Source organism: Mycobacterium sp. 1245801.1 (assembly GCF_001673055.1).
Taxonomy (GTDB): domain Bacteria; phylum Actinomycetota; class Actinomycetes; order Mycobacteriales; family Mycobacteriaceae; genus Mycobacterium; species Mycobacterium europaeum_A.
The window spans coordinates 1-22,899 of record NZ_LZKY01000159.1; the positions used below are offsets into that span (position 1 = coordinate 1).

General features: G+C 69.7%; 21 protein-coding genes. 9 read left to right on the plus strand and 12 right to left on the minus strand.

Annotated elements, in window-relative coordinates:
• The 4 genes from treY to A5622_RS10080 form a co-directional block, all read left to right on the plus strand.
• The coding region (gene treY / locus A5622_RS10065; protein ID WP_066878250.1) for a malto-oligosyltrehalose synthase at window positions 1-1,764 on the plus strand (1,764 nt) is incomplete at its 5' end.
• Window positions 1,757-3,517: a malto-oligosyltrehalose trehalohydrolase gene (gene treZ / locus A5622_RS10070; RefSeq protein ID WP_066878252.1), complete on the plus strand. Its 1,761-nt coding sequence runs from the start codon at window positions 1,757-1,759 to the stop codon at window positions 3,515-3,517. The genes treY and treZ, both read left to right, overlap by 8 nt.
• A gap of 17 nt (window positions 3,518-3,534) precedes the next feature.
• Window positions 3,535-4,155: a mismatch-specific DNA-glycosylase gene (locus tag A5622_RS10075; RefSeq protein WP_066878253.1), complete on the plus strand. Its 621-nt coding sequence runs from the start codon at window positions 3,535-3,537 to the stop codon at window positions 4,153-4,155.
• Between the two features lie 37 nt (window positions 4,156-4,192).
• On the plus strand, window positions 4,193-4,372 hold the full coding sequence (locus A5622_RS10080; RefSeq protein ID WP_066878254.1) for a hypothetical protein: 180 nt from the start codon (window positions 4,193-4,195) through the stop codon (window positions 4,370-4,372).
• Window positions 4,373-4,379: 7 nt separating this feature from the next.
• Here A5622_RS10080 and A5622_RS10085 read toward each other — a convergent pair whose 3' ends face one another.
• The gene (locus A5622_RS10085) at window positions 4,380-5,708 is read right to left on the minus strand and encodes an aminotransferase class I/II-fold pyridoxal phosphate-dependent enzyme (RefSeq protein WP_066878256.1); all 1,329 of its coding nucleotides are present in this window, start codon (window positions 5,706-5,708) and stop codon (window positions 4,380-4,382) included.
• A gap of 40 nt (window positions 5,709-5,748) precedes the next feature.
• On the opposite strand from A5622_RS10085, the gene A5622_RS10090 reads away from it, so the two are divergent.
• Window positions 5,749-6,420 (plus strand): pyridoxamine 5'-phosphate oxidase family protein, encoded by a 672-nt coding sequence (locus tag A5622_RS10090; protein ID WP_066864201.1) that lies wholly within the window; start codon window positions 5,749-5,751, stop codon window positions 6,418-6,420.
• On the opposite strand, the gene A5622_RS10095 is transcribed toward A5622_RS10090, so the two are convergent.
• The 4 genes from A5622_RS10095 to A5622_RS10110 are packed head-to-tail and all read right to left on the minus strand — an operon-like array spanning window position 6,400 to window position 9,657.
• Window positions 6,400-7,308 carry a phosphatase PAP2 family protein gene (locus A5622_RS10095; RefSeq protein ID WP_066878258.1) on the minus strand — a complete coding sequence of 303 codons (909 nt, stop codon included), beginning with the start codon at window positions 7,306-7,308 and terminating at the stop codon, window positions 6,400-6,402. The two genes, A5622_RS10090 and A5622_RS10095, sit on opposite strands and share 21 nt — an antisense overlap.
• Before the next feature lie 18 nt (window positions 7,309-7,326).
• On the minus strand, window positions 7,327-8,610 hold the full coding sequence (gene ilvA / locus A5622_RS10100) for a threonine ammonia-lyase (RefSeq protein ID WP_066864209.1): 1,284 nt from the start codon (window positions 8,608-8,610) through the stop codon (window positions 7,327-7,329).
• Window positions 8,611-8,648: 38 nt separating this feature from the next.
• Complete coding sequence (locus A5622_RS10105) at window positions 8,649-9,086, minus strand: nitroreductase family deazaflavin-dependent oxidoreductase (protein ID WP_066878280.1); 438 nt, start codon at window positions 9,084-9,086, stop codon at window positions 8,649-8,651.
• A gap of 10 nt (window positions 9,087-9,096) precedes the next feature.
• Window positions 9,097-9,657 carry a TetR family transcriptional regulator gene (locus A5622_RS10110; protein WP_066878260.1) on the minus strand — a complete coding sequence of 187 codons (561 nt, stop codon included), beginning with the start codon at window positions 9,655-9,657 and terminating at the stop codon, window positions 9,097-9,099.
• Between the two features lie 96 nt (window positions 9,658-9,753).
• On the opposite strand from A5622_RS10110, the gene A5622_RS10115 reads away from it, so the two are divergent.
• Together A5622_RS10115 and A5622_RS10120 are read left to right on the plus strand one after the other, a co-directional pair.
• A complete protein-coding gene (locus tag A5622_RS10115; protein WP_066878262.1) occupies window positions 9,754-10,161 on the plus strand; it encodes a hypothetical protein in 408 nt (135 codons plus the stop codon).
• The gene (locus A5622_RS10120; protein WP_066878264.1) at window positions 10,158-11,633 is read left to right on the plus strand and encodes an FAD-dependent oxidoreductase; all 1,476 of its coding nucleotides are present in this window, start codon (window positions 10,158-10,160) and stop codon (window positions 11,631-11,633) included. The genes A5622_RS10115 and A5622_RS10120 overlap by 4 nt, the downstream gene beginning before the upstream one ends.
• On the opposite strand, the gene A5622_RS10125 is transcribed toward A5622_RS10120, so the two are convergent.
• From A5622_RS10125 to A5622_RS10145, 5 genes are all read right to left on the minus strand, one after another.
• Entirely contained in the window at window positions 11,630-12,415 is a 786-nt protein-coding gene (locus A5622_RS10125) for a DUF6065 family protein (protein ID WP_066878266.1), read from the minus strand. The two genes, A5622_RS10120 and A5622_RS10125, sit on opposite strands and share 4 nt — an antisense overlap.
• A gap of 119 nt (window positions 12,416-12,534) precedes the next feature.
• Complete coding sequence (locus A5622_RS10130; RefSeq protein ID WP_066878268.1) at window positions 12,535-14,430, minus strand: lysophospholipid acyltransferase; 1,896 nt, start codon at window positions 14,428-14,430, stop codon at window positions 12,535-12,537.
• Window positions 14,427-16,253 carry a fatty acid--CoA ligase FadD11 gene (fadD11, locus tag A5622_RS10135; RefSeq protein WP_066878270.1) on the minus strand — a complete coding sequence of 609 codons (1,827 nt, stop codon included), beginning with the start codon at window positions 16,251-16,253 and terminating at the stop codon, window positions 14,427-14,429. The genes A5622_RS10130 and fadD11 overlap by 4 nt, the downstream gene beginning before the upstream one ends.
• Before the next feature lie 99 nt (window positions 16,254-16,352).
• Window positions 16,353-16,826 (minus strand): VOC family protein, encoded by a 474-nt coding sequence (locus tag A5622_RS10140; protein WP_066878272.1) that lies wholly within the window; start codon window positions 16,824-16,826, stop codon window positions 16,353-16,355.
• Window positions 16,823-17,224, minus strand: coding sequence for a helix-turn-helix domain-containing protein (locus A5622_RS10145; protein ID WP_065155409.1), 402 nt, complete (start codon window positions 17,222-17,224; stop codon window positions 16,823-16,825). Before A5622_RS10145 ends, A5622_RS10140 begins: the two co-directional genes overlap by 4 nt.
• 61 nt (window positions 17,225-17,285) lie before the next feature.
• Between A5622_RS10145 and A5622_RS10150 the strand changes: the two genes are divergently transcribed.
• Both A5622_RS10150 and A5622_RS10155 read left to right on the plus strand, forming a co-directional pair.
• Window positions 17,286-17,726 carry a PPOX class F420-dependent oxidoreductase gene (locus A5622_RS10150; RefSeq protein WP_066878274.1) on the plus strand — a complete coding sequence of 147 codons (441 nt, stop codon included), beginning with the start codon at window positions 17,286-17,288 and terminating at the stop codon, window positions 17,724-17,726.
• Entirely contained in the window at window positions 17,723-18,664 is a 942-nt protein-coding gene (locus tag A5622_RS10155) for an MBL fold metallo-hydrolase (RefSeq protein ID WP_066878276.1), read from the plus strand. The genes A5622_RS10150 and A5622_RS10155 overlap by 4 nt, the downstream gene beginning before the upstream one ends.
• Window positions 18,665-18,755: 91 nt before the next feature.
• On the opposite strand, the gene dnaE is transcribed toward A5622_RS10155, so the two are convergent.
• Together dnaE and A5622_RS10165 are read right to left on the minus strand one after the other, a co-directional pair.
• On the minus strand, window positions 18,756-22,295 hold the full coding sequence (gene dnaE / locus A5622_RS10160; RefSeq protein ID WP_066878278.1) for a DNA polymerase III subunit alpha: 3,540 nt from the start codon (window positions 22,293-22,295) through the stop codon (window positions 18,756-18,758).
• Window positions 22,296-22,412: 117 nt separating this feature from the next.
• Complete coding sequence (locus tag A5622_RS10165; RefSeq protein WP_066861001.1) at window positions 22,413-22,850, minus strand: SRPBCC family protein; 438 nt, start codon at window positions 22,848-22,850, stop codon at window positions 22,413-22,415.
• Window positions 22,851-22,899 lie beyond the last annotated feature (49 nt).

Below are 22,899 nucleotides of genomic sequence, written 5' to 3' on the forward strand. Positions count from 1 at the left end.
GTGCACGACCGCCAGCACTACCGGCTGGTCGGCTGGCGCAACGGCGTGTGCGGATACCGTCGTTTCTTCTCGATCACCTCGCTGGCCGGGCTGCGCCAGGAGGACCGCGCGGTCTTCGACGCCACCCACGCCGAGGTCGGCCGGTGGTTCACCGAGGGGCTGGTCGACGGCATCCGCATCGACCACCCCGACGGCCTGTCGGATCCGTGCGGGTACCTGGCGTGGCTGCGCGAACTGACCGGCCCGCAAGCCTGGATCGTGATCGAGAAGATCCTGGCCGTCGACGAGGCGCTCGAGCCCACCCTGCCGGTCGGCGGCACCACCGGTTATGACGTGTTGCGCGAAATCGGCGGTGTGCTGGTGGATCCGGACGGCGCCCCCGCGCTGACCGCGCTGGTGGAATCCGCCGGGGTGGACTACGGGGCGATGCCGGACATGCTGGTGGACCTCAAGATCCGTTCGGCCACCGAAACCTTGGCAAGCGAACTGCGCCGGTTGCGTCGCAGTATCGCGGCCGCGGCCGGCGTCGACCACCCGCGGTTGCCCGAGGCGGTGGCCGCGCTGCTCACCCACATCGGGGTCTACCGCAGCGACTACCCCGGCCTGGTCGCGCTGCTGCCTACCGCGCTGGCCGAAACCCAAGCGGCCGCACCGGAATTGGGGCCCGCACTGCAGGTGCTGGCCGCGGCGCTGGCCCGCGGCGGGGAACCGGCCACCCGCCTGCAGCAGCTCTGCGGGGCCGTCACCGCCAAGGCCGTCGAGGACTGCCTGTTCTACCGCGACGCCCGGCTGGTCTCGCTGAACGAGGTGGGCGGCGAGCCGCACCGCTTCGGTGTCGGTGCCGCCGAGTTTCACCACAGCGCCGCCACCCGCGCGCGGTTGTGGCCGCAGACCATGACGACGCTCACCACGCACGACACCAAGCGCGGCGAGGACGTGCGGGCCCGGATCTCGGTGCTGTCGCAGGTGCCGTCGCTGTGGACCGAGTTCCTTACCCGCTGGGAGAAACGCGCCCCCTCCCCCGATCCGGCGACCGGACAGTTCCTGTGGCAGAACATTTTCGGCGTATGGCCGGTCAGCGGCGAGGTCACCGCCGAGCTGCGCGAGCGACTGCATGCCTACGCCGAGAAGGCCATCCGCGAGGCGTCCTGGCATACCTCGTGGAACGACCCGGACGCCGAATTCGAGGACGCGGTGCACCGGTGGCTGGACAGCGTGCTCGACGGTCCGGTGGCCGGCCAGCTGACCGAGCTTGTCGCCCAACTCAATCCGCATGCCGCCAGCGACGCGCTGGCCCAGAAGCTGCTGGCGCTGACCGTGCCCGGGATTCCCGACGTGTACCAGGGCACCGAGCTGTGGGACGACAGCCTGGTGGACCCGGACAACCGCCGGGCCGTGGACTACTCGGCCCGGCGCGCCGCCCTGCAGGACTTGAAACATCCGAAAATCCGGGTCGTCACCACGGCGCTGCGTGTGCGCCGCCAGCACGTGGACACCTTCCTGCACGGCGAGTACGTCCCGATCCTGGCCAACGGCGAGGCCAGCGACCACGTGCTGGCGTTTCGCCGCGGCGAGGACATCGTGGTGGCGGTGACCCGCTGGACCGTGCGGCTGGCCGAAAGCGGCTGGGGCAATACGGTTGTGCCGCTGCCGGACGGAACCTGGAAGGACGCGCTCACCGGCGTGATCGCCGACGGCCCCACCTCGGCGGCACAATTGTTCGCCGACCTGCCCGTCGTGCTGTTGGAGCGCCACCATGACTGAATTGCAGACGACTGACTTCCGGGTCTGGGCGCCCAAGCCCGCGCTGGTTCGTCTCGACGTCGACGGCCAGACGCACGCCATGACGCGCTCGGCCGACGGTTGGTGGCATGCGCGCGTGGACACCGCGCCGGACGCCCGCTACGGCTACCTGCTCGACGACGACCCCACCGTGCTGCCCGACCCGCGCTCACCGCGCCAGCCCGAGGGCGTGCACGCCCGCTCGCAGTTGTGGGATCCGGCCGCCGCGGCGTGGACCGATACCGCGTGGGCGGGCCGCCCGGTCGAGGGCGCGGTGATCTACGAGATGCACCTCGGCACGTTCACCGAGGCGGGCACCTTCGACTCGGCCATCGACAAGCTGGACTACCTGGTCGAGCTCGGCGTGGACTTCGTCGAGCTGATGCCGGTGAATTCCTTTGCCGGCACGCATGGTTGGGGATACGACGGCGTGCTGTGGTACAGCGTGCACGAACCCTACGGCGGCCCCGACGGGCTGGTGCGCTTCGTCGACGCCTGCCACGCCAAGGGGCTGGGGGTGTTGATCGACGCGGTGTTCAACCACCTCGGCCCGTCGGGCAATTATCTGCCGCGCTATGGGCCCTACCTGTCGTCGGCGAGTAACCCGTGGGGCGAGGGCATCAACATCGCCGACGCCGACTCCGACGAGGTGCGCCGTTACATCATCGGCTGCGCGCTGCGCTGGATGCGCGACTTCCATGCCGACGGCCTGCGCCTGGACGCCGTCCACGCGCTGGTGGACACCACCGCGATCCATATCCTCGAGGAGCTCGCGACCGAAACGGATTGGCTGGCCCAGCAATTGGGGCGTCCGCTGTCGCTGATCGCCGAGAGCGACCTGAACGATCCACGGTTGATCACCCCGCGCGAGCGTGGCGGCTACGGCCTGACCGGGCAGTGGGCCGACGACATTCATCACGCGATCCACACCGCGGTTTCCGGCGAGCGCCAGGGCTACTACGCCGACTTCGGCAGCCTGGCCACCCTGGCCCAGACGTTGCGCCACGGCTTCTTTCACGCCGCCACCTATTCGTCGTTCCGCCGTCGCCGGCACGGCCGGCCGCTGGACACCAGCGCGGAATCCGGCAGCCCGGCCACCCGCCTGGTCGCCTACACCTGCACGCACGATCAGGTCGGCAACCGGGCCCTGGGCGATCGGCCGTCGCAGAACCTGACCGGCGGCCAGCTGGCGATCAAGGCCGCGCTCGTCCTCGGATCTCCTTACACCACCATGCTTTTCATGGGCGAGGAATATGCGGCGTCGACCCCGTTCCAGTTCTTCAGCTCGCACCCCGAGCCGGAACTGGCGAAGGCCACCGCCGAGGGACGCAAGGCCGAGTTCGCCGAACACGGCTGGGACGCCGACGAGATTCCCGACCCGCAGGACCCGCAGACGTTCGCCGACTCCAAGCTGGATTGGGCCGAGGTCGACACCGGCGAGCACGCCCGGCTGCACCGCCTCTACCGCGACCTGATCGCGTTGCGGCGCGAGGATCCCGACCTCGCCGACCCCTGGCTGGAGAACCTGACCGTCGACTACGACGAGGACCAAGGCTGGATCGTCGTCGCGCGCGGACGGTTGCGCATCGTGTGCAACCTGGGCGCCGAGCAGGTGCGCGTCCCGGTCACCGGTGAGCTGGTGCTGGCCTGGGACGAGCCGGCGGTTCATCCCGACAGCACCGAGCTGCCTGGGCATTCATTCGCGATATTGCGGAGCACGGGTGGCTCCGGCTGATCGCGCTTCGTCCGACCATGGATGAGCTCCGCTTCACCCGGGAGGAACTGAAGCGATTCCACGGCAGCACCGTGCCCGACCTGATCTCCGAGCAGGTCCGACTGCTGTTCGTGGGCATTAATCCCGGCCTGCGAACCGCTGCCGTACAGGCACATTTCGCGCCGCGCGGCAATCGGTTCTGGCCAGCGTTGTACCGCGCCGGCATCACCGATCACTTGATCGACGCCTCGTCAGGGTTTGCGCCGGGCGACTGGAAATACCTGGTGCGGCGCGGGATCGGTATTACCAACCTGGTCGACAGGGCGACCGCGGGCGCCGACGAGCTCACCGCCGCCGAACTGATCAACGGCAGGCGGAAACTGGACCGGATGGTTGAAAAGTTCGTCCCGCGTGTCGTCGCAGTCCTCGGGATCACCGCATACCGAGACGCTTTCGGTCAGCGCCGCGCCGAGGCGGGCAAGCAAGCGTCGCCATATGACGCAACCGAACTGTGGGTGGTTCCCAACCCAAGTGGCCGCAACGCTCATTCGACGTTGTCGAGCCTGGCGGCCGCGTACGGCGAAGTTGCTAAAGCCGCCGGAATCCTCGCAGATTCTTCATCGCGATTCTCTCGACGTGAACGGGCTGTGGACAACTGAATGGCGGCGCCGCGGGCTGACCCCCGATGATGCCGCCATGAGTCAATCTGAATTCGGTCACCCACTGCGACGCATCTGCCGGCGCAAGCCGAGCCGCCGCGCCCCCAATCCGCCGTCGGGCCGGAACGCCGTGCGCCATGACATGCCGCCGCATCCCGGCATTGAGCTGTTGTGGAGCGGTCCCGGACCCGGCGCCAACGACGACGAGGGCGCCTGAGCGGCGGCTACACGATGGCCCGGCCGGCCGGGCGCACCGCCCGGGCGACCGCGTCGGCGAGCGGATCGATCTCGTCGGCGGTCAGCCCGGAGATCGTGATGCGGATGCCCGCCGGCGTGTGCATCCGGAACCGGCTGCCCGGTGCGGCCGCCCAGCCCGCGGCGAGCAGGCGCGACACGGCGACCGCCTCGTCGGGAACCGGCACCCACACGTTGAGCCCGGAGCGCCCGTGCGCCTCGACGCCGCGCCCGGCCAGGGCATCGCAAAGGCGGGTTCGGCTTTGGGCGTAGTCCCGCTCGGCGGTCGCCACCAGCTGCGCCGCCGCCGGGTCGGACCACAAGTCGACGGCCAGCCGCTGCAGGATGTGGCTCACCCAGCCCGGCCCGAGCCGCAACCGGCCGTGCACCCGCTCGACGGTGCGATGGTCGCCGGCAAGCACGGCCACCCGCAGGTCGGGGCCGTAGGCCTTGGACGCCGAGCGGACGAACGCCCAGTGCGCGGTGCGGCCGGCCAGGGTGTGCAGCGGTGCGCCGGAGATGCCGGCGCAGTGGTCGTCTTCCACCACCAGCAGGTCGTCGGCTCGCCGCGCCAACAGCGCGCCCAGCGCAGCGGCACGATCGGCGGAAAACGCGGCGCCCGTGGGGTTTTGGGCGCGGTTGGTGAGCACCAGCGCGCGCACCCCGCCACCCAGCGCGCGGGCCAAATCGTCGGGCAGCGGGCCGTCGTCGTCGACCCGCACCGGTTCTGCCGAAAGACCCAGTGCGGCAAGCAGATCGAGAAGGTTGGCCCAGCCCGGATCCTCGACGGCCACGCGATCGCCGGGCCGCAGGTGCGCGGTGAGCGCGCGTTCGATGCCATCCAGCGCGCCGCTGGTCACCGCCAGGTGGTCGGCGGGGACCCCGTCGGCGGACAGCGCGCGGCGGGCGAACTCCCCCAGCGCCGCCGAGACGGCCGGTTCGCCGTAGAGCACCGGTGGCTTCGCGTCCGGGCCGGGCGGCGACGCGCCCGCGATGGGCAACAGGGCGGGGTGCGGATTTCCGGTGGACAGGTCGCGCACGCCGGCGGGCACGTCCAGCCCGAGCAGCGAGCGCGGGGTGGTCGCCGGGCGATGGCGCACGCGGGTGCCGCGCCGGCCGGCGGTCTCGACGGCACCGCGCTGACGCAGCAGGCGGTAGGCGGCGGCGGCGGTGTTGGCGTTGACGCCGAGCTGGGTGGCCAGCTCCCGCACCGGCGGTAGCGCGTCGCCGGGCGCCAAAGCGCCGCCCGATATCGCCGCCTCGACGCTGGCGGCTATGGACTCCGCGCCGGTTCCGGTTATGCTGTTTTGTACTGGCACGCAATATATTATGTACTAGAGCAAATCTGAGGGCAACGCCGTGGACACCGCATACCAACCGACCGCACGCACCACGCCGACCCGCTACCGGGAGCGGGCGCACTACGACCGGCCCACGGTGCACGCCATCCTGGACGAGGCGCTGATCTGCCACCTGGGCTACCTGAGCGCCGGTCGACCGGTAGTCTTGCCCACCACGCACGCCCGGCTCGACGAAACGCTCTACCTGCACGGTTCGTCCGGCGGCGGCCCGGTGCTGGCGGCGAAGGCGGCCGAAGCCGCGGGGTCGGGCCTGCCGGTCTGCGTCACCGCGACCCTGGTCGACGGTCTGGTGCTGGCCCGCTCGGCCATGCACCACTCGGTGAATTTCCGCTCGGTGGTGGTGCTGGGCGATGCGCGCGTGGTGGACGATCCGGCGGAGAAGTCGCGGGCGCTGGGCGGCCTGCTGGATCACATCGCGCCGGGGCGCGCCGCCGACTGCCGAGCCCCAGATGCGCGCGAGCTCGCCGCGACCGGGGTGCTCGCCCTCGACCTCGTCGAGGTGTCGGCGAAGGTGCGCAGCGGCCCGCCGGCCGACGATCCGCAGGACCTGTCGCTGCCCCATTGGGCGGGCGTGCTGCCGCTGAGCCTGACGGCCGGGCCGCCCGTGCCGGCCGGCGACCTGACTCCGGGCACCGCCGTGCCGGCGTACCTACGAGGTGACCGACGCTGAGCCGCGTGCCCGTCGGGTGTCGTCCCACCAGGAGCCGACGAGGATGACGGTGCCGGCCCAGGCCAGCCCCAGCAGCCAGCCCGACAGCACATCGCTGACGTAGTGGACCCCCAGATAAACGCGGGAAAACCCGACCACGAACGTCACGGCGGTGGCCATCGCCCAGACGATCACCCGCCCGGTCCACCATGGGACGAGCCAGCGGGTCAGCAGCCACGCGGAGATGACCATGCTCGCGGCGGTGCCGGTCGCGTGCCCGGACGGAAACGAATAGCCGTCCGCGTCGACCAGGGCGAACGGCAGGGCCGGGCGTTGCCGGCCCACCAAGACCTTCGCCGTGAACAGCACCAGGGGGATGCCCACGCCGGCAACCAGTGCCAGCACCACGGGCCGCCACGACCGGCACCGCCAACCGGCGACCACCGAGATCGGCAAGGCGACCGCGGCCAGGAAAAGCGGACTCCCCGCGCCGGTCACCACCCTCAGGGCGGTGGTCAGCCACAGATCCCGGTGAGTCGCGAGCCAGCGCGTCGTCGGTTGGTCGAATCCGGCGATGCCGTCGCCCTCGAGCACGTCGTCGAGCACCTCGGTGAAGCCGACCGCCAGCGCCACGACCACGAGCAGCCCGAGCGCCAACGCCAGCCCGGCGACCTCGCTCACCCGCAACCGGCGCGCCAGCGCCCGTTCCCTGGCGCCGATCCGGTCGCGCAGCCAGGTCAGCGTCTCACCGATCACGGCGTTGTGAGACACCTTGTCCCACAACGCGATTAGCAGGCGCCCGCGCCGAGCGAGCCATATCGCCGCCCACACCAGCAGGACGAGACACGCCACCAATCCGGCGCTGACCGGGCCGAATCCGCTGGTGCCGGGTCCATATGGCGGGCGCATCTATCGCGGCCCCGGCCGCTAGAGCAGCAGGTAGCGGTAGGCCGGCGAGCCCGGTTTCAGGGTCTCGACGTGCAACTCGGTCGCACGCATCCGGGCCAGCAGGCCGTCCAGGTCGGCCGAGGACCCCAGCTGGATGCCGACCAGCGCCTCGCCGGTCTCCCGGTTGTTGCGCTTGACGTACTCGAACAGGGTGATGTCGTCGTTCGGTCCGAGCACGGTGTCCAGGAAGCGGCGCAGCGCGCCGGGCTCCTGGGGGAAGTCCACCAGGAAGTAGTGCTTGAGGCCGAGGTGCACCAGCGAGCGTTCGAGCACTTCGCCGTACCGCGACACGTCGTTGTTGCCGCCCGAGATCAGGCACACCACCGTCGAACCGGGCTCGATGTCGGCGTCGAGCAATCCGGTGACCGACAGCGCGCCCGCCGGCTCGGCGATGATGCCCTCGTTCTGGTAGAGGTCGAGCATCGCGGTGCACACCGCGCCCTCGTCGACCGCGGTGATCGAGACCATGTCGCCGGCGGCCGCCAGCGCGGCGTAGGTCAGGTCACCGGCCCGCCGCACCGCGGCGCCGTCGACGAACTGGTCGACGTCTTCCAGCGTCACCGGCTCCCCGGCCGACAGCGCGGCCATCATCGCCGCGGCGCCGGCCGGCTCGACGCCCAGCACCGAGGTGTTGCGCGTCCGCTCGGCGAGGTAGGTGGTGATGCCAGCGATGCAGCCGCCGCCGCCCACCGGGACCACCACCAGGTCCGGCTCGGCGCCGAGCTGATCGAGTAGTTCGGCGGCGATGGTGCCCTGGCCCGCCATGGTGCGCAGGTCGTCATAGGGCGGCACCAACGTGGCGCCGGTGCTCGCCACGTCGGCCAGGGCCGCCTCGGCGGCCAGGTCGTAGGTGCTGCCACCGACGATCAGGTCGATGAAGTCGCCGCCGTGGTAGCGGATCCGGTCGCGCTTCTGCATCGGCGTCTTGGCCGGCACGTAGACGCGGCCGTGCACCTGCAGCATCCGGCACGCGTAGGCGAAGCCCTGCGCGTGGTTGCCCGCCGACGAACACACCACCCCAGCCGCCAGCTCCGCCTCGGTCAGCTGGACCAGCAGGTTGTAGGCGCCGCGCAGCTTGTAGGAGCGCACGATCTGCAGGTCCTCGCGCTTGAGGTAGACCTGCGCGCCGGTGATCGCCGACAACCGGTCGCTGAACTGCAGCGGGGTCGGCGTGACCACCGCGGCGATCCGCTTGGCCGCGCCGTCGATGTCAGCCGCGGACAGCGGCGAGACGCTCGGACTCTGGCTCAATTCGGCGGACACTGATCAATGGTGCCACGGCGGCCGACCAACTCCGGAATTCAGTCGACCGGGGTCAGCACGAACACCGGGATCTGACGGTCGGTCTTGGTCTGGTACTCGGCGTAGTCGGGCCAGGCCGCCACGGCGCGCTCCCACCAGGTCGCCTTCTCGTCGCCGAAGACCTCGCGGGCGTCGTAATCGCGGGTCACCGAGCCGTCCTGCAGCTCGACGCGGGGATTCTTCTTGATGTTGTAGTACCAGACCGGATGTTTCGGCGCCCCGCCCAAGGAGGCGACGACCGCGTACTGGCCGTCGTGCTCGACGCGCATCAGCGGCGTCTTGCGCAGTTTGCCGGTCTTGGCGCCGACCGTGGTCAGCAGGATGATCGGCTTGCCCTTCATGTCGGCGGCCTCGGCGCCCCCCGACTCGGCGTATTTGTCAGCTTGCTCGCGAGACCAATCCAACGGCGACGGTTCGTATTCTCCGGTAAGCGGCATGCCATTCACTCTAGGCGCGGGTCGAGCCGGCGAGGTAGTGCGCCAGCACCGGGCGCAGCCATTCGGTCAGCGTCGCGTCGTCCATCGCGACCAGCGCGGGTACCCCAACAACATTGCGCGCCATGGCGATTCCCAGCACCTGCGATCCCACCATCGCGGTCCGCTCGGCGGCCCGGTCGGGGGTGATGGTGGTCAGCGCCGGGGCGACTTTTTCGACGAACACCTCCAGTAGCGCGTCGGCGGCCACCCGGTTGGTCGCGGCCGCGCGCAGCAGCGGCAGGAACGGGCCGCCCGGATCCCATACCCGGATGAGGAACGGCACCAGGATGTCGGCGATGCGTTCCGGGGCGACGCCGGTGAGGTCGGGGAAGGTGATCTCGAGCCGCGAGACCGCGGCGAACAGGTCGGCCTTGTTGCCGAAGTAGTGCATGACGAGCGCCGGGTCGACGCCGGCCTCGGCCGCGATCGCACGGATGGTGGTCCGCTCGAAGCCGTGGGTGGAGAACAGGGTCCGCGCGGCGCTCAGGATCGTCGCGCGGGTGACCTTGCCGTCGCGGGTCTTACCGGGCATGCCGAAATTCTAGTTCAACAACTGTTGACATGGCTAGCGGCCGGGCTTACGTTGAGTTCAACAGTTGTTGAACCAGCTCGGCGAGGAGACCCAGACATGACCGTGACCGTCATCCAGATCGGGCTGGATCCCGACGTCATCGACTACTCGTCGCCGGAGTTCGCCCAGTTCGCGGGCCTGTCGCGGGACGCGCTGCGGGCGGCCAACGACGACAATGTCGCAGGCCTGCGCGCGGCGGGCTACCGGGTCGACAACTGCCTGATCGACTTCGGCACCGCCGGCGCCGACAAGGCCGCCGCGTGGCTGCGCGCCAAGCGTTACGACGCCGTGCTGATCGGCGCCGGGATCCGCCTGGTCGCCGCCAACACCCTGCTGTTCGAGTCGATCGTCAACATCGCGCACACCACCCAGCCCGGTTGCCGCTTCGTCTTCAACCACGCCGCGCAAGCCACCCCCGGCGACATCCGTCGCTGGTACCCGCAACCGGAAGGAGCGATCCGATGAGTACAACCACCGTTCCCGAGGTCGACGTCCTGGTCGTGGGCGCGGGCCCCACCGGCCTGACCGCCGCGGGCGACCTGGCCCGCGCCGGGCGGTCGGTGACCGTGCTGGAGCGCTGGCCCGCCGAGAACCCGACTAGCCGCGCGTTCGCCGTCATGCCCCGGACCCTAGAGCTCCTCGACGCGCGCGGCGCGGCCGACGAGCTGCTCGCGATCGGGCAGCGCGGACCGGACGTGACGCTGTTCGCCAGGGCCCGCCTCGACCTGACCCGGCTCGACTCGGCCTACCCGTTCGTCCTGATCACCCCGCAGACCAACGTCGACGCCGCGCTGCGCCGCTACGCGGTGGCCGAGGGGGCCGACATCCGGCGCGGCGTGGAGGTGGTCGCGCTCGCGCAGGACGCCGCGGGCGTCACCGTCACCGCCGGACCCAAGGGCGACGGCGATGCCGCCCACCGGCAGACGTGGCGGGCGCGGTATCTGATCGGCGCCGACGGCGCCCACAGCACCGTCCGGACGCTGCTGGGCGCCGACTTCCCCGGCAGGACGGTGCTGACCTCGTTGATGCTGGCCGACGTCAAGCTGGCCCACGGCCCGGCCCGCGGCGGCCTGGTGGTGGGCACCACCGGTGACGTGCTGGGTTTCCTGGCTCCCTACAACCGGCACGACGCGGACGGCTCGTGGTACCGCGCCCTGGTGTGGGACCGCGACCACCAACTGCCCGACGACGCGCCCGTCGACGACGCCGAGATCGTCGACGTCCTCGCCCGCGCCATGGGCACCGACTTCGGCGTGACCCAGATCGGCTGGAAGTCGCGATTCCATTGCGACGAAAGGCAAGTCGCGCAGTACCGGCACGGCCGGGTGTTCCTGGCCGGCGACGCCGCGCACGTGCACTCCCCGATGGGCGGCCAGGGCATGAACACCGGCATCCAGGACGCCGCGAACCTGGCCTGGAAGCTCGATGCCGTGCTCGGCGGGGCCGACGACGCGCTGCTGGACACCTACCACAGCGAACGCCATCCGATCGGCAAGCGGGTGCTGGTGCAGTCCGGGATGATCGCCCGCGCCGCGACGCTGCATCGGCGGCCCGCGATCTGGCTGCGTAACCTGTTGGCGCCCAACCTGCTTCGCCTTCCCGCCGTGCAGGACTTGGTGGCCGGCAGTTTCGCGGGCACCGGGTTGCGGTACGGCCGGCGCGGGCTGGTCGGCACCCGGGCCGCCGCGATCCCCCTCGTCGAGGGGCGGTTGACGCAGCTGCAGCGCGGTGGCAATTACGTCTTCATCCGCGAATACGGCGCCGCCCCGGTCGAGGCGCCCGGAATGGTGCAGGCCGAGCGGGCCGACCACGGCCCCGCCGTGCTGGTGCGTCCCGACGGGTACATCGCGTGGGCCGGTGCATCAGCGCAGGCGCCGGAGGCGATCAGCAACGCGGCGGTGGGCAATTCCCTTGCCCGCGCGGTGATTTCGCGCTAGTCCGCGTTCTCGGGCTGCTGCGCGACGAACGACCGGAGTCGGCGGCGGGTCTGGTGGTCGTCCGCGCCGGGCTCGCCGTCGCTGTGCCGGCCGCGCGTGTAATCGCCCTGCCACGGCACCTTCTCGTTGGCCGCACCGGCCGCGGCCTCCTGTTCACGGCCCAGCGCGCCGCGCGAGCCGAGGAAGTGCTCGTGCTTGCGGTGCAGCTCCTCGTCGGATTCGATGGGCCGCAGCTCCGGCACGAACTCCTCCAGCTCGGCCCGGCGCTGCGGCACGATCATGCAGATCGGCTCGTCGATCTCGAATCGCACCGGCATGAACTCGCGGGTGAATTTCCAGTTCATGCTGAAACTCGAGCTGGACCAATCGGTTTCGACGATGCCCTCCAGCGGGGAGATGGCGTCCTTCGGATGATTGGCCGGTCCGCGAACCAGCAGGTTGTAGCCCGGCGGGGTGCGGAACAGGATGGGCAGGTGCCAGGTCAGGATGCCGTAGCCGAAGTGGCTCGACGGCAGGAACTGGCCGCTGTCGCGGGTGTCGGGCGCGATCATCAGGTTGGTGCGGTCATTGCCGCCCATCCAGGTCGCGGTGAACGCGCTGCGGTTGCGCACCTCCCAGCCGCTCTGGTTGGCGATCAGCATCGGCAGACACCGGTGCGGCCAGCCCTGGCGGATCTCCGACATCCACTCCCGGCCGATCGGCGCGGGGCTGATCGGCGGTGCGATGTCGTGGGTGATGTACCCGATCAGGGGGCGGGGTTGCCCGCTGGATTTCTCAGTCATCACATCCTCGCTTCACCGGCCGCTGGTGAACACCGCCGACCCTCATCCACGTCGCCAACGCACTATCGCGACCAAACGTTAACGGTCTGTGAACCGCACCGCCCGCCGAGAGCGAGCGATCACTGGGTCCTGGCCAGCTCCGCAATGGTGTTCACCCGGCGGACGGCCGCGGCGATCTCCTCGGCGAACTCACGGCGCCGCCGGGCGATATCCAGGTCCGCCACGCCGTCGACCAGTTCACGATGCCGGGCCAATCGCAGCGCGGTCTTGAACAACTCCATCGACCTCGACTCGGCGCTGGCGATCCTGCGTTGCAGCTCCCACTGCTTGCCCACCTCGAGACATTCGGCGAGAAACGCGTCCTCGTCGAACGATTCGTCGTCGTAGTCGGCGAGCCGGTCGGCGACGATGTGGTAGGCGTCGAGGAACGGGCGCAGCACGAGGTGCGCCAGCAGCACGTCGGCCTTTTCCAGCAGGCCGCGCACGTCGCCCGCGCTGGCCGCCTTGCTGGTGTCGTCCACCCGCCCGAGCAGGCGCACCTCGTCGGCGAGCTCCTTCTCGAATTGCGCTCGCGCGGAGAACAAGAACTCGAATTTCAGCAATTCGCGCAATTTCAGCGCCTCATCGCGCACCGCGGTCGGTTGGACCAGCCCGTCGACCGAGCCCTCGGCGTCCTCCGTGGCGGCCAGCAGGGCCGTCTCGGCGATCGCGCGATCGACGACGATGTGAATGGCGGCGTTGCGGTAGAAGGCGGCGACCAGATGCTGTTCGGCCCCGATGCCCCAGACTGGCTCGGTGCCGGCGTCGTACACGCTGACGACGCCGGAGGCGACCAACTGGTGCAGGGTCCAGCGGATGGTCGAACGGTTGGTCAGGTCGGCGGCGCCGGCCACCTTCCAGTTGCGCGCCGCGATGTAGCTGGCCAGCGGGCGCACCGTGGCCAGCACCTCGCTGATGGACAGCGAGCGGTCGGCGCCCAGCAGTGCGAGGCTCACCACCGCGGTCGGGGTAACGGGCGTGGCGCGGTTGATCCGGTGTTCGACGTCCAGCGCGATGCGTTCGATCTCGGTGCTGGCGCCGGACTCTTGTAAGGCACGCAACTCCTCGAGGCGCTTGCGCAGCGGCAGTGGTTCACCGAAGTCCAGGTACGCGCGGCCGAGCCGCTCACCCTGCTGGCGCGCCAGCCGGATCAGGAAGCGGAAGTCTTCGGGCCGCTTCGTCGCACCGTAGGCCTCGGTGGTCATGGCCTCCACCTCGTGCAGCTGGTCGTACACGATCGACGTCGGCACCAGATACACCTCGGGGCCGTCGATTTCGTCGACGGCGTCGCTGATGTAGCGCAGAATCCCGAACACCGGCGGGCGCAGCTTGCCCGTCCTGGTCCGGCCGCCCTCGATGGACCAGGTCAGGTTGGCGTGGTTTTGCACCAGCTGCGCGGCGTACGCGCGCAACACGAAGCGGTAGACGGGAATGTCCTTCGTCTGGCGCCGGATGAAGATGGTTCCGGTGCGCTTGGCCCAGGCGCCCATCGGGAAGAAATTCAGGTTGGCGCCGCCGAAGGTGAGCGCGGGCGATAACCGGTTGGCCTGGATCACCTCGGGCAGCAGCAGCCCATCCAGATAGGAGCGATGCGAAAAGGCAAACGCCAGTGTGGCTTTGCGGTCCAGCTTGCGCAGCTGGGCGATCTGGTCCTCGTCGGTCAGCACGTCGTAGGCGCGCATCAGCCAGCAACTGAAGCTGCGCCAGGCCTTCACCGCCCGCTCGTCGAGCGAGGGCGCCATCTCGCGCAGGTAGCTTGCGGCCTCGGCGCGCACGCTGTCCAGGTCGCGCCCCAGCTCGTGGGCCAGCTTGCCCAGCCGCTCGTCATACCATGGCGCGCCCAGCAAATCGGCGACCTCAGCCGGGTCGGTCGACAGCGGCGACGTCGATTCCTCGACGATGCCGCTGCGCTGCAACAGCTTTCGTATACCCACGCGGCCCATTTCGCGGGCCGCGCCCGCCGGTCCCCCGATCATGCCGGCTGCACCGACACGGCTTCGGCGGGCTCGTGCACGTCCGGATGCGGTTCGGGCGCATAAAGCTGCTCGATCTCCTCGGCGTATTTCGCCATGATCGGTTTGCGCTTGAGCTTCATCGTCAGCGTGATCTCGTCACCGCCGGGTTCCCACAGGGTGGGCAGGACGCGGAACCGCTTGATCTGCTCCACCCGGGACAGCTTCTCGTTGCCCGCGGCCACCCCGGCGGCGATCTGCGCGATGACCTCCGGGTCGGCCGCCAGGGCGGCGGGCGAGGCGTCGGACAGGCCGCGCTGGGCGGCATACGGGCCGACCGAGTCGGCGTCGAAGACCATCAGCGCGGTGTTGTAGGGCCGCCCCTCGCCGATGGCGATCATCACGCCGACCATCGGGCACGCGGCCAGGATGGCGTTTTCGATGTTGGCCGGCGACATGTTTTTTCCGGCGGCGTTGATGATCAGCTCCTTCTTGCGGTCGACGATGCGCAGGTAACCGTCGGCGTCGACCTCGATGATGTCGCCGGTGTGCAGCCAACCGTCGGCGTCGATCGCCTCGGCGGTCTTCGCCGGTTCCTTGCGGTAGCCCTTCATCACCAGCGGACCGCGGACCAGAAATTCGCCGTCCTCGGCGACCCTGCCCTCCAGGCCGGGAAGCAGCTTGCCCACGGTGCCCAGCCGCGTGTCGTCCGGATGTGCCACGCTGGCAGCGCAACTGAGCTCCGACATGCCCCAGACCTCGCTGATCGGGATGCCTATCCCCGCGAAGAACGCCAGCGTCTCCTTGGGGATCGGCGCGGCGCCGGACACGGCCCAGCGCAGTTCGCCGAACCCGAGCCGCTCGCGCAGCTTGGACAGCACCAGCTCGTCGGCCCGGGCCCATTCGGCGGCCGACTCGGCAGGCTCGGGCTCGCCGGACACCAGCGCGGCCGCGCGCCTGGCGGCCACCGACATCGCCCATTGCAGCGCCTGGCGTTTGACGTCGTCGGTCTCGCTGGCGACGACGAATTCGATTGCGGCCTTGAGCTTTTCCCACACCCGAGGCACCGCGGCCCAGACCGTGGGCCGCACGTCGGGCAGCGTCGCCGCCACGGCGCGCGCGTCGTCGACGGCGGTCACCTGGGTGCCGAACACCTCCAGCGGGTACAGGGCCATCATCCGGTCGGCAATGTGCGCCGAGGGCAGATACGACGTGGTCCGGTCACCGAACCGGCTGCCGAGCACGGCATCGAGCCCGTGCGCCTCGAACAGCAGGCTGGCGTGCGTCATCTCCACGCCCTTGGGGTTGCCGGTGGTCCCGGAGGTGTAGATGAGCGTGACGACGTCCTCGGGTTGCACCGCCCGCCAGGTGGCCTGGAAGTCGAAATCCGTGCGCGCGGCGGCATACAGGTCGTCCACCGAGATGGCGCCGGGCGGCGAACCGTCGATGCACACGATGTGCTCGATGGGTGCACCGCTGGCGCGAATGCGGTCCACGTACTGCTCCTCGCAGATCGCTACCTTGGTGCCGGCGTTGTCGAACAGGTAGGTCAGCTGCTCGGCGGGCAACGTGTTGTACACCGAAAACGATGTGGCCCCAAGGTGTTGGGCGCCGATCTCGAACGGGTAGAACTCGATCCGGTTCGCCATCATCAGCGACACCGTGTCGCCCCGCCGGACCCCAAGACCGGCCAGGCCGGCGGCGACCTTGCGCACCTGCTCCGCGAGCTCTCGCCACGTCAGCGTCCGGGCGCCGCCGGGCGTCCGGAGCGCGACGGCCTCGGGGTCGATCGACGCGGTGCGCTGGAACGCCTCGCACAAGGTGGCCGGGGCCTGCCCTGTCGTCATTTCCGTCCTCCTCGCCGCCGCATCAGCACCGCCTTCGTGAGCCTACGTCCGAGCACAGGGGCGGGGAACATATCGCGCGACTTCGCCGGCGGGGCCGGGTCACGACCCGGGGCGCCACAGCTGCACCGTGCTCGTCGCGCCGCCGGGCAGCTCGACCAGCTCGATCGGCGTGCCGTCCGGGTCGTAGACGAAGAACATCCGCACTCCCCCGATGTCGACGGGCGGGTCGGCCCGCACGCTCGGGTGGTGGCGGGTGACGGTCTCGAAGGTGGCGTCGAGATCGTCGACGCGAAACGACATGTTGGTGTAACCCAGGTGCGGACCGCTCGGGCACTCGGGCACGGCGCCCAGCGACAACAGCTCCACCATCGCGGCCCCGATCAGCCCGCCGATCATGCGGCCCCGCTGGGCGGCACCACCGGTGACCGAATCCAGTGCGGCGCCCTCGAGTTCGACGTCGAACACCACGTCCATGCCCAGCACCGCGGTGTAGAAGGCCAACGAGGCCTCGATGTCGGAGACGCCGACGCAGACGTGCGAGAAGTTCCGCACGGCGATGGGATGCTGGGTCATGCGGGCTCCTTGCCGGTGTGCGGTGGGTGGATGCCACAGGTACAGGCGTCAATTGAGGGGCACGTGCAGCGCATTCCCCATTCGATGACGGCCCGCGCGCGGGCCAGCGACTCCAGCTGCGCGTCGATCTCGGCGAGTTTGGCCTTGGCCAGGGCGCGGCTGACCGGCCGCCCCGGCGCGTCGTCGGCGAACAGCAGCTGGATCTCCTCGAGCGAGAAACCGGCGGCCTTGCACAGCGCGATCACCTCCAGGCGGGCCAGAATCGAGTCGTCATAGCGGCGCTGGCCGCCCAGCCGCGCCGGCTCCGGCACCAGGCCGATCTGCTCGTAGTAGCGCAACGCCGTCGCGGCCACCCCGGCCTGGCGCGCCACCTCACCGATCGTCAGGCTCGGCGCCATCGCGGCCTCCCGGGAATTCAGTGCTTGACTTCGAGTCAACTCTAAGTCCTTGACTGTGGTCATGACCATCCCTCGAGAACTCAGCGAGTCTCGCTACGCCCTGCTGCGCTCGTTTCGCCGCGACGGCAGCCCCGTCGACACCCCGATCTGGTTCGCCTTCGACGACGGCGGGTTGCTGTTCCGCACCAAGGTGGGCCCGAAGACCCGGCGGCTGGCCGCGCGCCGCGACGTCGAACTCGCGGCGTGCGACTACCGGGGCCGGCCGCGGCCGGGCGCCACGACGGTCGCCGGCCGGGCCACGGTGCTCGCCGGCGCCGAAGCCGAACGCGCCAACCACGTACTGCACCGGCGCTACGGCTGGCAATGGAACATCGTGCCGCTGATCAAGGTTCCCGGCGTGACCAACGTGCACCAAGACCTGTGCGCGAGAGAGAAGCTGCGGCGCGCCCGCGATCGCGGGGTGTGGCCGGGCAGCGTCATCGTGCGGGTGGAGCTGCCATGACACACGCGCCGGTGGCCGACCCGGTCCGCTCCCCCGGGATCCGCCAATGTTGCAGCGCCGCAGCGGGACTGGTGCTCGGCATGGTGCGTCCGCGGCGGCCCGACGAGCGGTTCATCTGCAGCGTCGCCGACGCCGGGCTACCGACGCCCGGCCGCACCGTGACGGTGACCGCGCTGCCCCAGGTGCCGCGGTCGGTGCCGACCGCGGCGATTGTCGAGGGCGCCTTCACGCCGGCGCGCATCGAGAACTCGCTGACGTCGTTCGTGGTCGGGCACCCGCAGGCCACCTTCATCGTCGACCCCGCCGTGTGTGTCGACGTCGAGCGACGAGCGATCGCCCAACTGCCCGCGGTGCTGCGGGTCGCGGTCCGTCCCCCGGCCGACACCGTCCCCACGATCACCGCGCTGGGCCGGGCGCCGATTGCCGCGCCGTTGGATTTCGCGCTGCCCACCCACGCGCACTGGGACCACGTCTCGGGCCTGCTGGACCTGCCCGGGCTGCCCGTGCACCTGCACCGCACCGAACGCGACTGGATCGGCGCCGGGCCCGTCGCGCCCGTCGGCGGCGTGCGGGATTCATTGCGCGGCAGGCCCGTTGTCGACTACGAGCTGGACGGGCCGCCGGTGCTCACCTTCACCCGAAGCCACGACCTCTTCGGGGACCAGTCCGTGCTGCTGGTCGACCTCGCCGGGCACACCCCGGGCAGCGTCGGGGTGCTCGCCCACACGGAACGCGGCTGGATCCTGATCGCCGGCGACGCGGCCTGGCACGCCATGCAGATCGAGATGGTCCGCCAAAAGTCAAGCTATCCGGGTCTTTTGGTGGACGAGGATCGCGAGCAGACCTTCAAGACCCTGCACCGACTGCACCTGGCGCGTCACGCGGTCACGATCGTCCCGACCCACGACCACCAGGCCGTGCTGGGATTGAGCACCTAGCGCCGGCGCCCAGTGTGAAACCAGCTTCACGTTCGGTTGCGAGCGTGAAACCAACTTCACACTCGCGGAGATCGGTGATCCGACGAAGCGCCTAGCCGCCCAGGCAGCCGGGGCCGAGCAGCGCCTTGAGGTCGCCCATCAGCGCCGGCGACGGCGTAACCCGCAGGGAGGCATCCAGTTCCAGCGTGGTGATGCGGTCCCCGCTGATCAGCCGCAGGTGCACCTGTGCCGTCCCGGGGTGGCGGGCCAGCACCTGCTTGAGCGCGGTGACCTTGTCGATGGTGCACTGGCGCGTCGGCAGGCTGACCGCCAGCGGCCGGTTCGGCTGGGCATTGGAGAAGTCCGGCACCACAAGCTCGTTGGCGATCAGCGCGACGCGGTCGTCGCGCAGCGAGACCTTTGCTTTGATCAGCACCACGACGTCGTCGGCGATGTCGGCCCCGTACACCGAGTAGGCCTGCGGGAAGAACATCACCTCGATGCCACCGGTGAGGTCCTCCAATTGGGCTGACGCCCAAGGCATTCCGTTCTTGTTGACCCGCCGGTTGACCGACGCAAGGATGCCACCCACCCGCACCTGGGTGTCGTTGGGGACATCGCCGTCGAGGATGGCCGGGATCTGGGTGTCGACCTGAGCGGTCAGCAGGTGCGCCACCTGGTTCAGCGGGTGCCCGGACACGTAGAGCCCCAGCATCTCTCGCTCCAGGGCGAGCTTGTGCTTGTCCTCCCACTCGTCGTCGGGCACCTTGATGTTGAACACGGAATCGCAGCCGACCCCATCTTCTCCGCCGCCGAACAGGTCGAACTGGCCCATGGCCTCGGCCTTCTTGGTGCCCAGCACCGAGTCGACCGCGTCGGTGTGCACCAGGAACAGGCCCTTGCGGGCATGCCCCAGCGAGTCGAAGGCGCCGGCCTTGATCAACGACTCGGTGACCTTCTTGTTGCAGGCCGCCACGTCGATCTTGTTCAGGTAGTCCGAGAAGTCGGTGAACTTGCCCTTGCCGTTGCGGGTGCCGATCAGCGAGCCGACCACGTTGGCGCCGACGTTGCGCACCGCGCCCAGTCCGAAGCGGATGTCGCGCCCCACCGAGGCGAAGTTCACCAGGGACTCGTTGACGTCCGGCGGCAGCACCGTGATGCCGAGCTTGCGGCAGTCGGCCAGGTAGACCGCGGCCTTGTCCTTGTCGTCGCCCACCGACGTCAGCAGGCCGGCCATGTACTCGGCCGGATAGTTGGCCTTCAGGTAGGCCGTCCAATAGGAGACCAGCCCGTAGCCGGCCGCGTGCGACTTGTTGAACGCGTACCCGGCGAACGGAAGAATGGTGTCCCACAAGGCTTTCACCGCTTTTTCGGAGAAGCCGTTGGCGGTCATGCCTTCGTAGAAGCCCTTGTACTCGGCCTCGAGCACCTCGAGCTTCTTCTTGCCCATCGCCTTGCGCAGCGCGTCGGCCTTGCCCATCGTGTACGAGGCGACCTTCTGAGCGATGAACATGATCTGCTCTTGGTAGACGATCAGGCCGTACGTCTCGGCCAGGATCTCGCGCAGCGGCTCCTCGAGCTCCGGGTGGATCGGCTTGACCGCCTGACGCCCGTTCTTGCGGTCGGCGTAGTCGTTGTGGGCGTTCATGCCCATCGGCCCCGGGCGGTACAGGGCCAGCACCGCGACGATGTCGTTGAACTCGGTGGGCTGCATGCGGCGCAACAGATCCCGCATCGGCCCGCCGTCGAGCTGGAACACCCCCAGGGTGTCGCCGCGGCCGAGCAGCTCGTAGGTGGGCTTGTCATCGAGCGGCACCGACTCCAGGTCGAGGTCGATTCCCCTGTTGGACTTGATGTTCTCCAGCGCGTCGCCGATGATCGTCAGGTTGCGCAGACCCAGGAAGTCCATCTTCAGCAGGCCGATGGCCTCACACGACGGGTAGTCCCAGCCGGTGATGATCGCCCCGTCCTGGGGCCGCTTCCACAGCGGGATGGCCTCGGTCAGCGGCTCGCTGCTCATGATCACCGCGCACGCGTGCACGCCGGCGTTGCGGATCAGGCCTTCCAGGCCGCGCGCGGTCTGGTAGATGGTGCGCACGTCCGGGTCGGTCTCGATCAGACCGCGGACCTCCGCGGCTTCTTTGTAGCGCTCGTGGTTGGGGTCGGTGATGCCCGACAGCGGGATGTCCTTGGCCATGATCGGCGGCGGCAGCGCCTTGGTGATCCGGTCGGCGATCGCGAAGCCGGGCTGGCCGTAGTGGATGCGGGCCGAATCCTTCAGGGCCGCTTTGGTTTTGATGGTGCCGAAGGTGATGACCTGCGCGACGCGGTCCGAACCCCACTTCTCGGCGGCGTAGCGCACCATCTCGCCGCGACGACGGTCGTCGAAGTCGATATCGATGTCGGGTGCCGACGGGCGCTCCGGGTTGAGGAAGCGCTCGAACAGCAGACCGTGCGGGATCGGGTCGATGTTGGTGATGCCCAGCGCGTAGGCCACCAGCGAGCCCGCCGCCGAGCCACGCCCCGGCCCCACCCGGATGTCCACCGAGCGTGCATAGTTGATCAGGTCGGCGACGATAAGGAAGTAGGACGGGAAGCCCTTGTCGCAGATGACCTTGATCTCGTACTCGGCCCTCTCGATGTAGTCCTGGCCGACGCCGGACGGGAACCGGCGCGCCAGCCCGGCCATCACCTCGTGGTGCAACCAGCTCGCCTGGTCGTGTCCCTCGGGCACCGGGAAGATCGGCATCCGGTCGCGCGGCGCCCACACGTCGTCGTAGGGCTGCACCCGCTCGGCGATCAGCAGGGTGGAGTCGCAGGCGCCGGGCACCTCGTCGTCCCAGATCTGGCGCATCTCGGCGGCCGACTTCAGGTAGTAGCCGTCGCCGTCGAACTTGAACCGGTTGGGGTCCGAGAGCGTCTTGCCGGTCTGCACGCACAGCAGCGCCTCGTGGTTGTGGGCGGCGTCGCGGGTGACGTAGTGGCAGTCGTTGGTGGCCAGCGGCGGGATGCCCAGCTTGCGGCCGATCTCGAGCAGCCCTTCGCGGACCCGGGTCTCGATGGACAGGCCGTGGTCCATCAGCTCCAGGAAGTAGTTGTCGGCGCCGAAGATCTCGCGCCACTTGGCGGCCGATTCCAGCGCCTCGCGCTCGTGGCCCAGCCGCAGTCGGGTCTGCACCTCGCCCGAGGGGCAGCCGGTGGTGGCGATGATGCCCTCGGCGTGTTCGGCGATGATCTCGGCGTCCATCCGCGACCACTTGCCGAGCTGGCCCTCGAACGACGCCAGCGAGGACAGTTTGAACAGGTTGCGCAGGCCGGTGGCGTTCTCGGCCACCATCGTCATGTGCGTGTAGGAGCCGCTGCCGGACACGTCGTCGGACTTCTGGCCCGGGTCGCCCCACAGGATCCGGCGGGTGTCGAAGCGCGAGGCCGGCGCGATGTAGGCCTCGACGCCGATGATGGGCTTGATCCCGGCCTTGGTCGCCGCGTTGTAGAACTCGCTGGCGCCGAACATGTTTCCGTGGTCGGTCATCCCGACCGCCGGCATCTGCAGCCGGTCCACCTCGGCGAGCATCGGCCCGATCTTCGCGGCACCGTCCAACATCGAATACTCGGTGTGGTTATGCAGGTGCACGAAGGACGAGTGGTTCATAGGGACGCCAGTCTAGGACCGCGGACCGACACTGGTTGGGCGTGTCGCCGCGTGTGTCTGTGTTTATTGGCGACGACCCGCCGCGCCCGGCTTCGGCGCGCTTGCGAACGCCACGGATCAGTCGTTGGCGTATAACTCGACGAAGTTCTTCAGCGACTTCTGCATGTCGCCCTTGACGGCGCGCGCCGCCGCCGAGCCCACCGGGCCGAACAACGCCCGTCCGCCCAGTTCCAGCCGCAGACCCAGCGTCGAGCCCTCGCCGGTGGGTCGCACGGTGAGGGTGACGGCGTATTTGGCGCCGCCCTTGCCGGACCCCGACAACGCCACCTCGTGCGGCGGGTCCCAGGTGGTCACCGTCCACGTCACCCGGTTGCGGAAACCCTTGGCCCGCGCCACGCCGACGATCTCGGTGCCCTCGGCGATCTCGTCGGGCAGCTCGCTGCGCCATCCCTCGTGCATGGTCAGCCAGTCGCCCAGGTCCGACAGGTCGGAGACGTGGTCCCACATGTCCTGCGGGGTCATCGGGACATCGGCGGTCAGGTCCACAGCAGCCACCGCCCGAGCCTAGCGCCCGGCCTCATCCGGCACTTGCGCCGCGGCGGGC

Excerpts from the sequence above, each read along its gene's own strand:
- A5622_RS10075 (WP_066878253.1), top strand. The coding sequence starts at position 3,535 with ATGGATGAGCTCCGCTTCACCCGGGAGGAACTGAAGCGATTCCACGGC.
- A5622_RS10125 (WP_066878266.1), bottom strand. The coding sequence starts at position 12,415 with ATGACTGAGAAATCCAGCGGGCAACCCCGCCCCCTGATCGGGTACATC.
- A5622_RS10120 (WP_066878264.1), top strand. The coding sequence starts at position 10,158 with ATGAGTACAACCACCGTTCCCGAGGTCGACGTCCTGGTCGTGGGCGCG.
- A5622_RS10140 (WP_066878272.1), bottom strand. The coding sequence starts at position 16,826 with ATGACCCAGCATCCCATCGCCGTGCGGAACTTCTCGCACGTCTGCGTC.
- A5622_RS10115 (WP_066878262.1), top strand. The coding sequence starts at position 9,754 with ATGACCGTGACCGTCATCCAGATCGGGCTGGATCCCGACGTCATCGAC.
- A5622_RS10130 (WP_066878268.1), bottom strand. The coding sequence starts at position 14,430 with ATGATCGGGGGACCGGCGGGCGCGGCCCGCGAAATGGGCCGCGTGGGT.
- A5622_RS10105 (WP_066878280.1), bottom strand. The coding sequence starts at position 9,086 with ATGCCGCTTACCGGAGAATACGAACCGTCGCCGTTGGATTGGTCTCGC.
- A5622_RS10080 (WP_066878254.1), top strand. The coding sequence starts at position 4,193 with ATGAGTCAATCTGAATTCGGTCACCCACTGCGACGCATCTGCCGGCGC.
- A5622_RS10095 (WP_066878258.1), bottom strand. The coding sequence starts at position 7,308 with ATGCGCCCGCCATATGGACCCGGCACCAGCGGATTCGGCCCGGTCAGC.
- dnaE (WP_066878278.1), bottom strand. The coding sequence starts at position 22,295 with ATGAACCACTCGTCCTTCGTGCACCTGCATAACCACACCGAGTATTCG.
- A5622_RS10110 (WP_066878260.1), bottom strand. The coding sequence starts at position 9,657 with ATGCCCGGTAAGACCCGCGACGGCAAGGTCACCCGCGCGACGATCCTG.
- fadD11 (WP_066878270.1), bottom strand. The coding sequence starts at position 16,253 with ATGACGACAGGGCAGGCCCCGGCCACCTTGTGCGAGGCGTTCCAGCGC.
- treZ (WP_066878252.1), top strand. The coding sequence starts at position 1,757 with ATGACTGAATTGCAGACGACTGACTTCCGGGTCTGGGCGCCCAAGCCC.
- A5622_RS10145 (WP_065155409.1), bottom strand. The coding sequence starts at position 17,224 with ATGGCGCCGAGCCTGACGATCGGTGAGGTGGCGCGCCAGGCCGGGGTG.
- A5622_RS10150 (WP_066878274.1), top strand. The coding sequence starts at position 17,286 with ATGACCATCCCTCGAGAACTCAGCGAGTCTCGCTACGCCCTGCTGCGC.
- A5622_RS10155 (WP_066878276.1), top strand. The coding sequence starts at position 17,723 with ATGACACACGCGCCGGTGGCCGACCCGGTCCGCTCCCCCGGGATCCGC.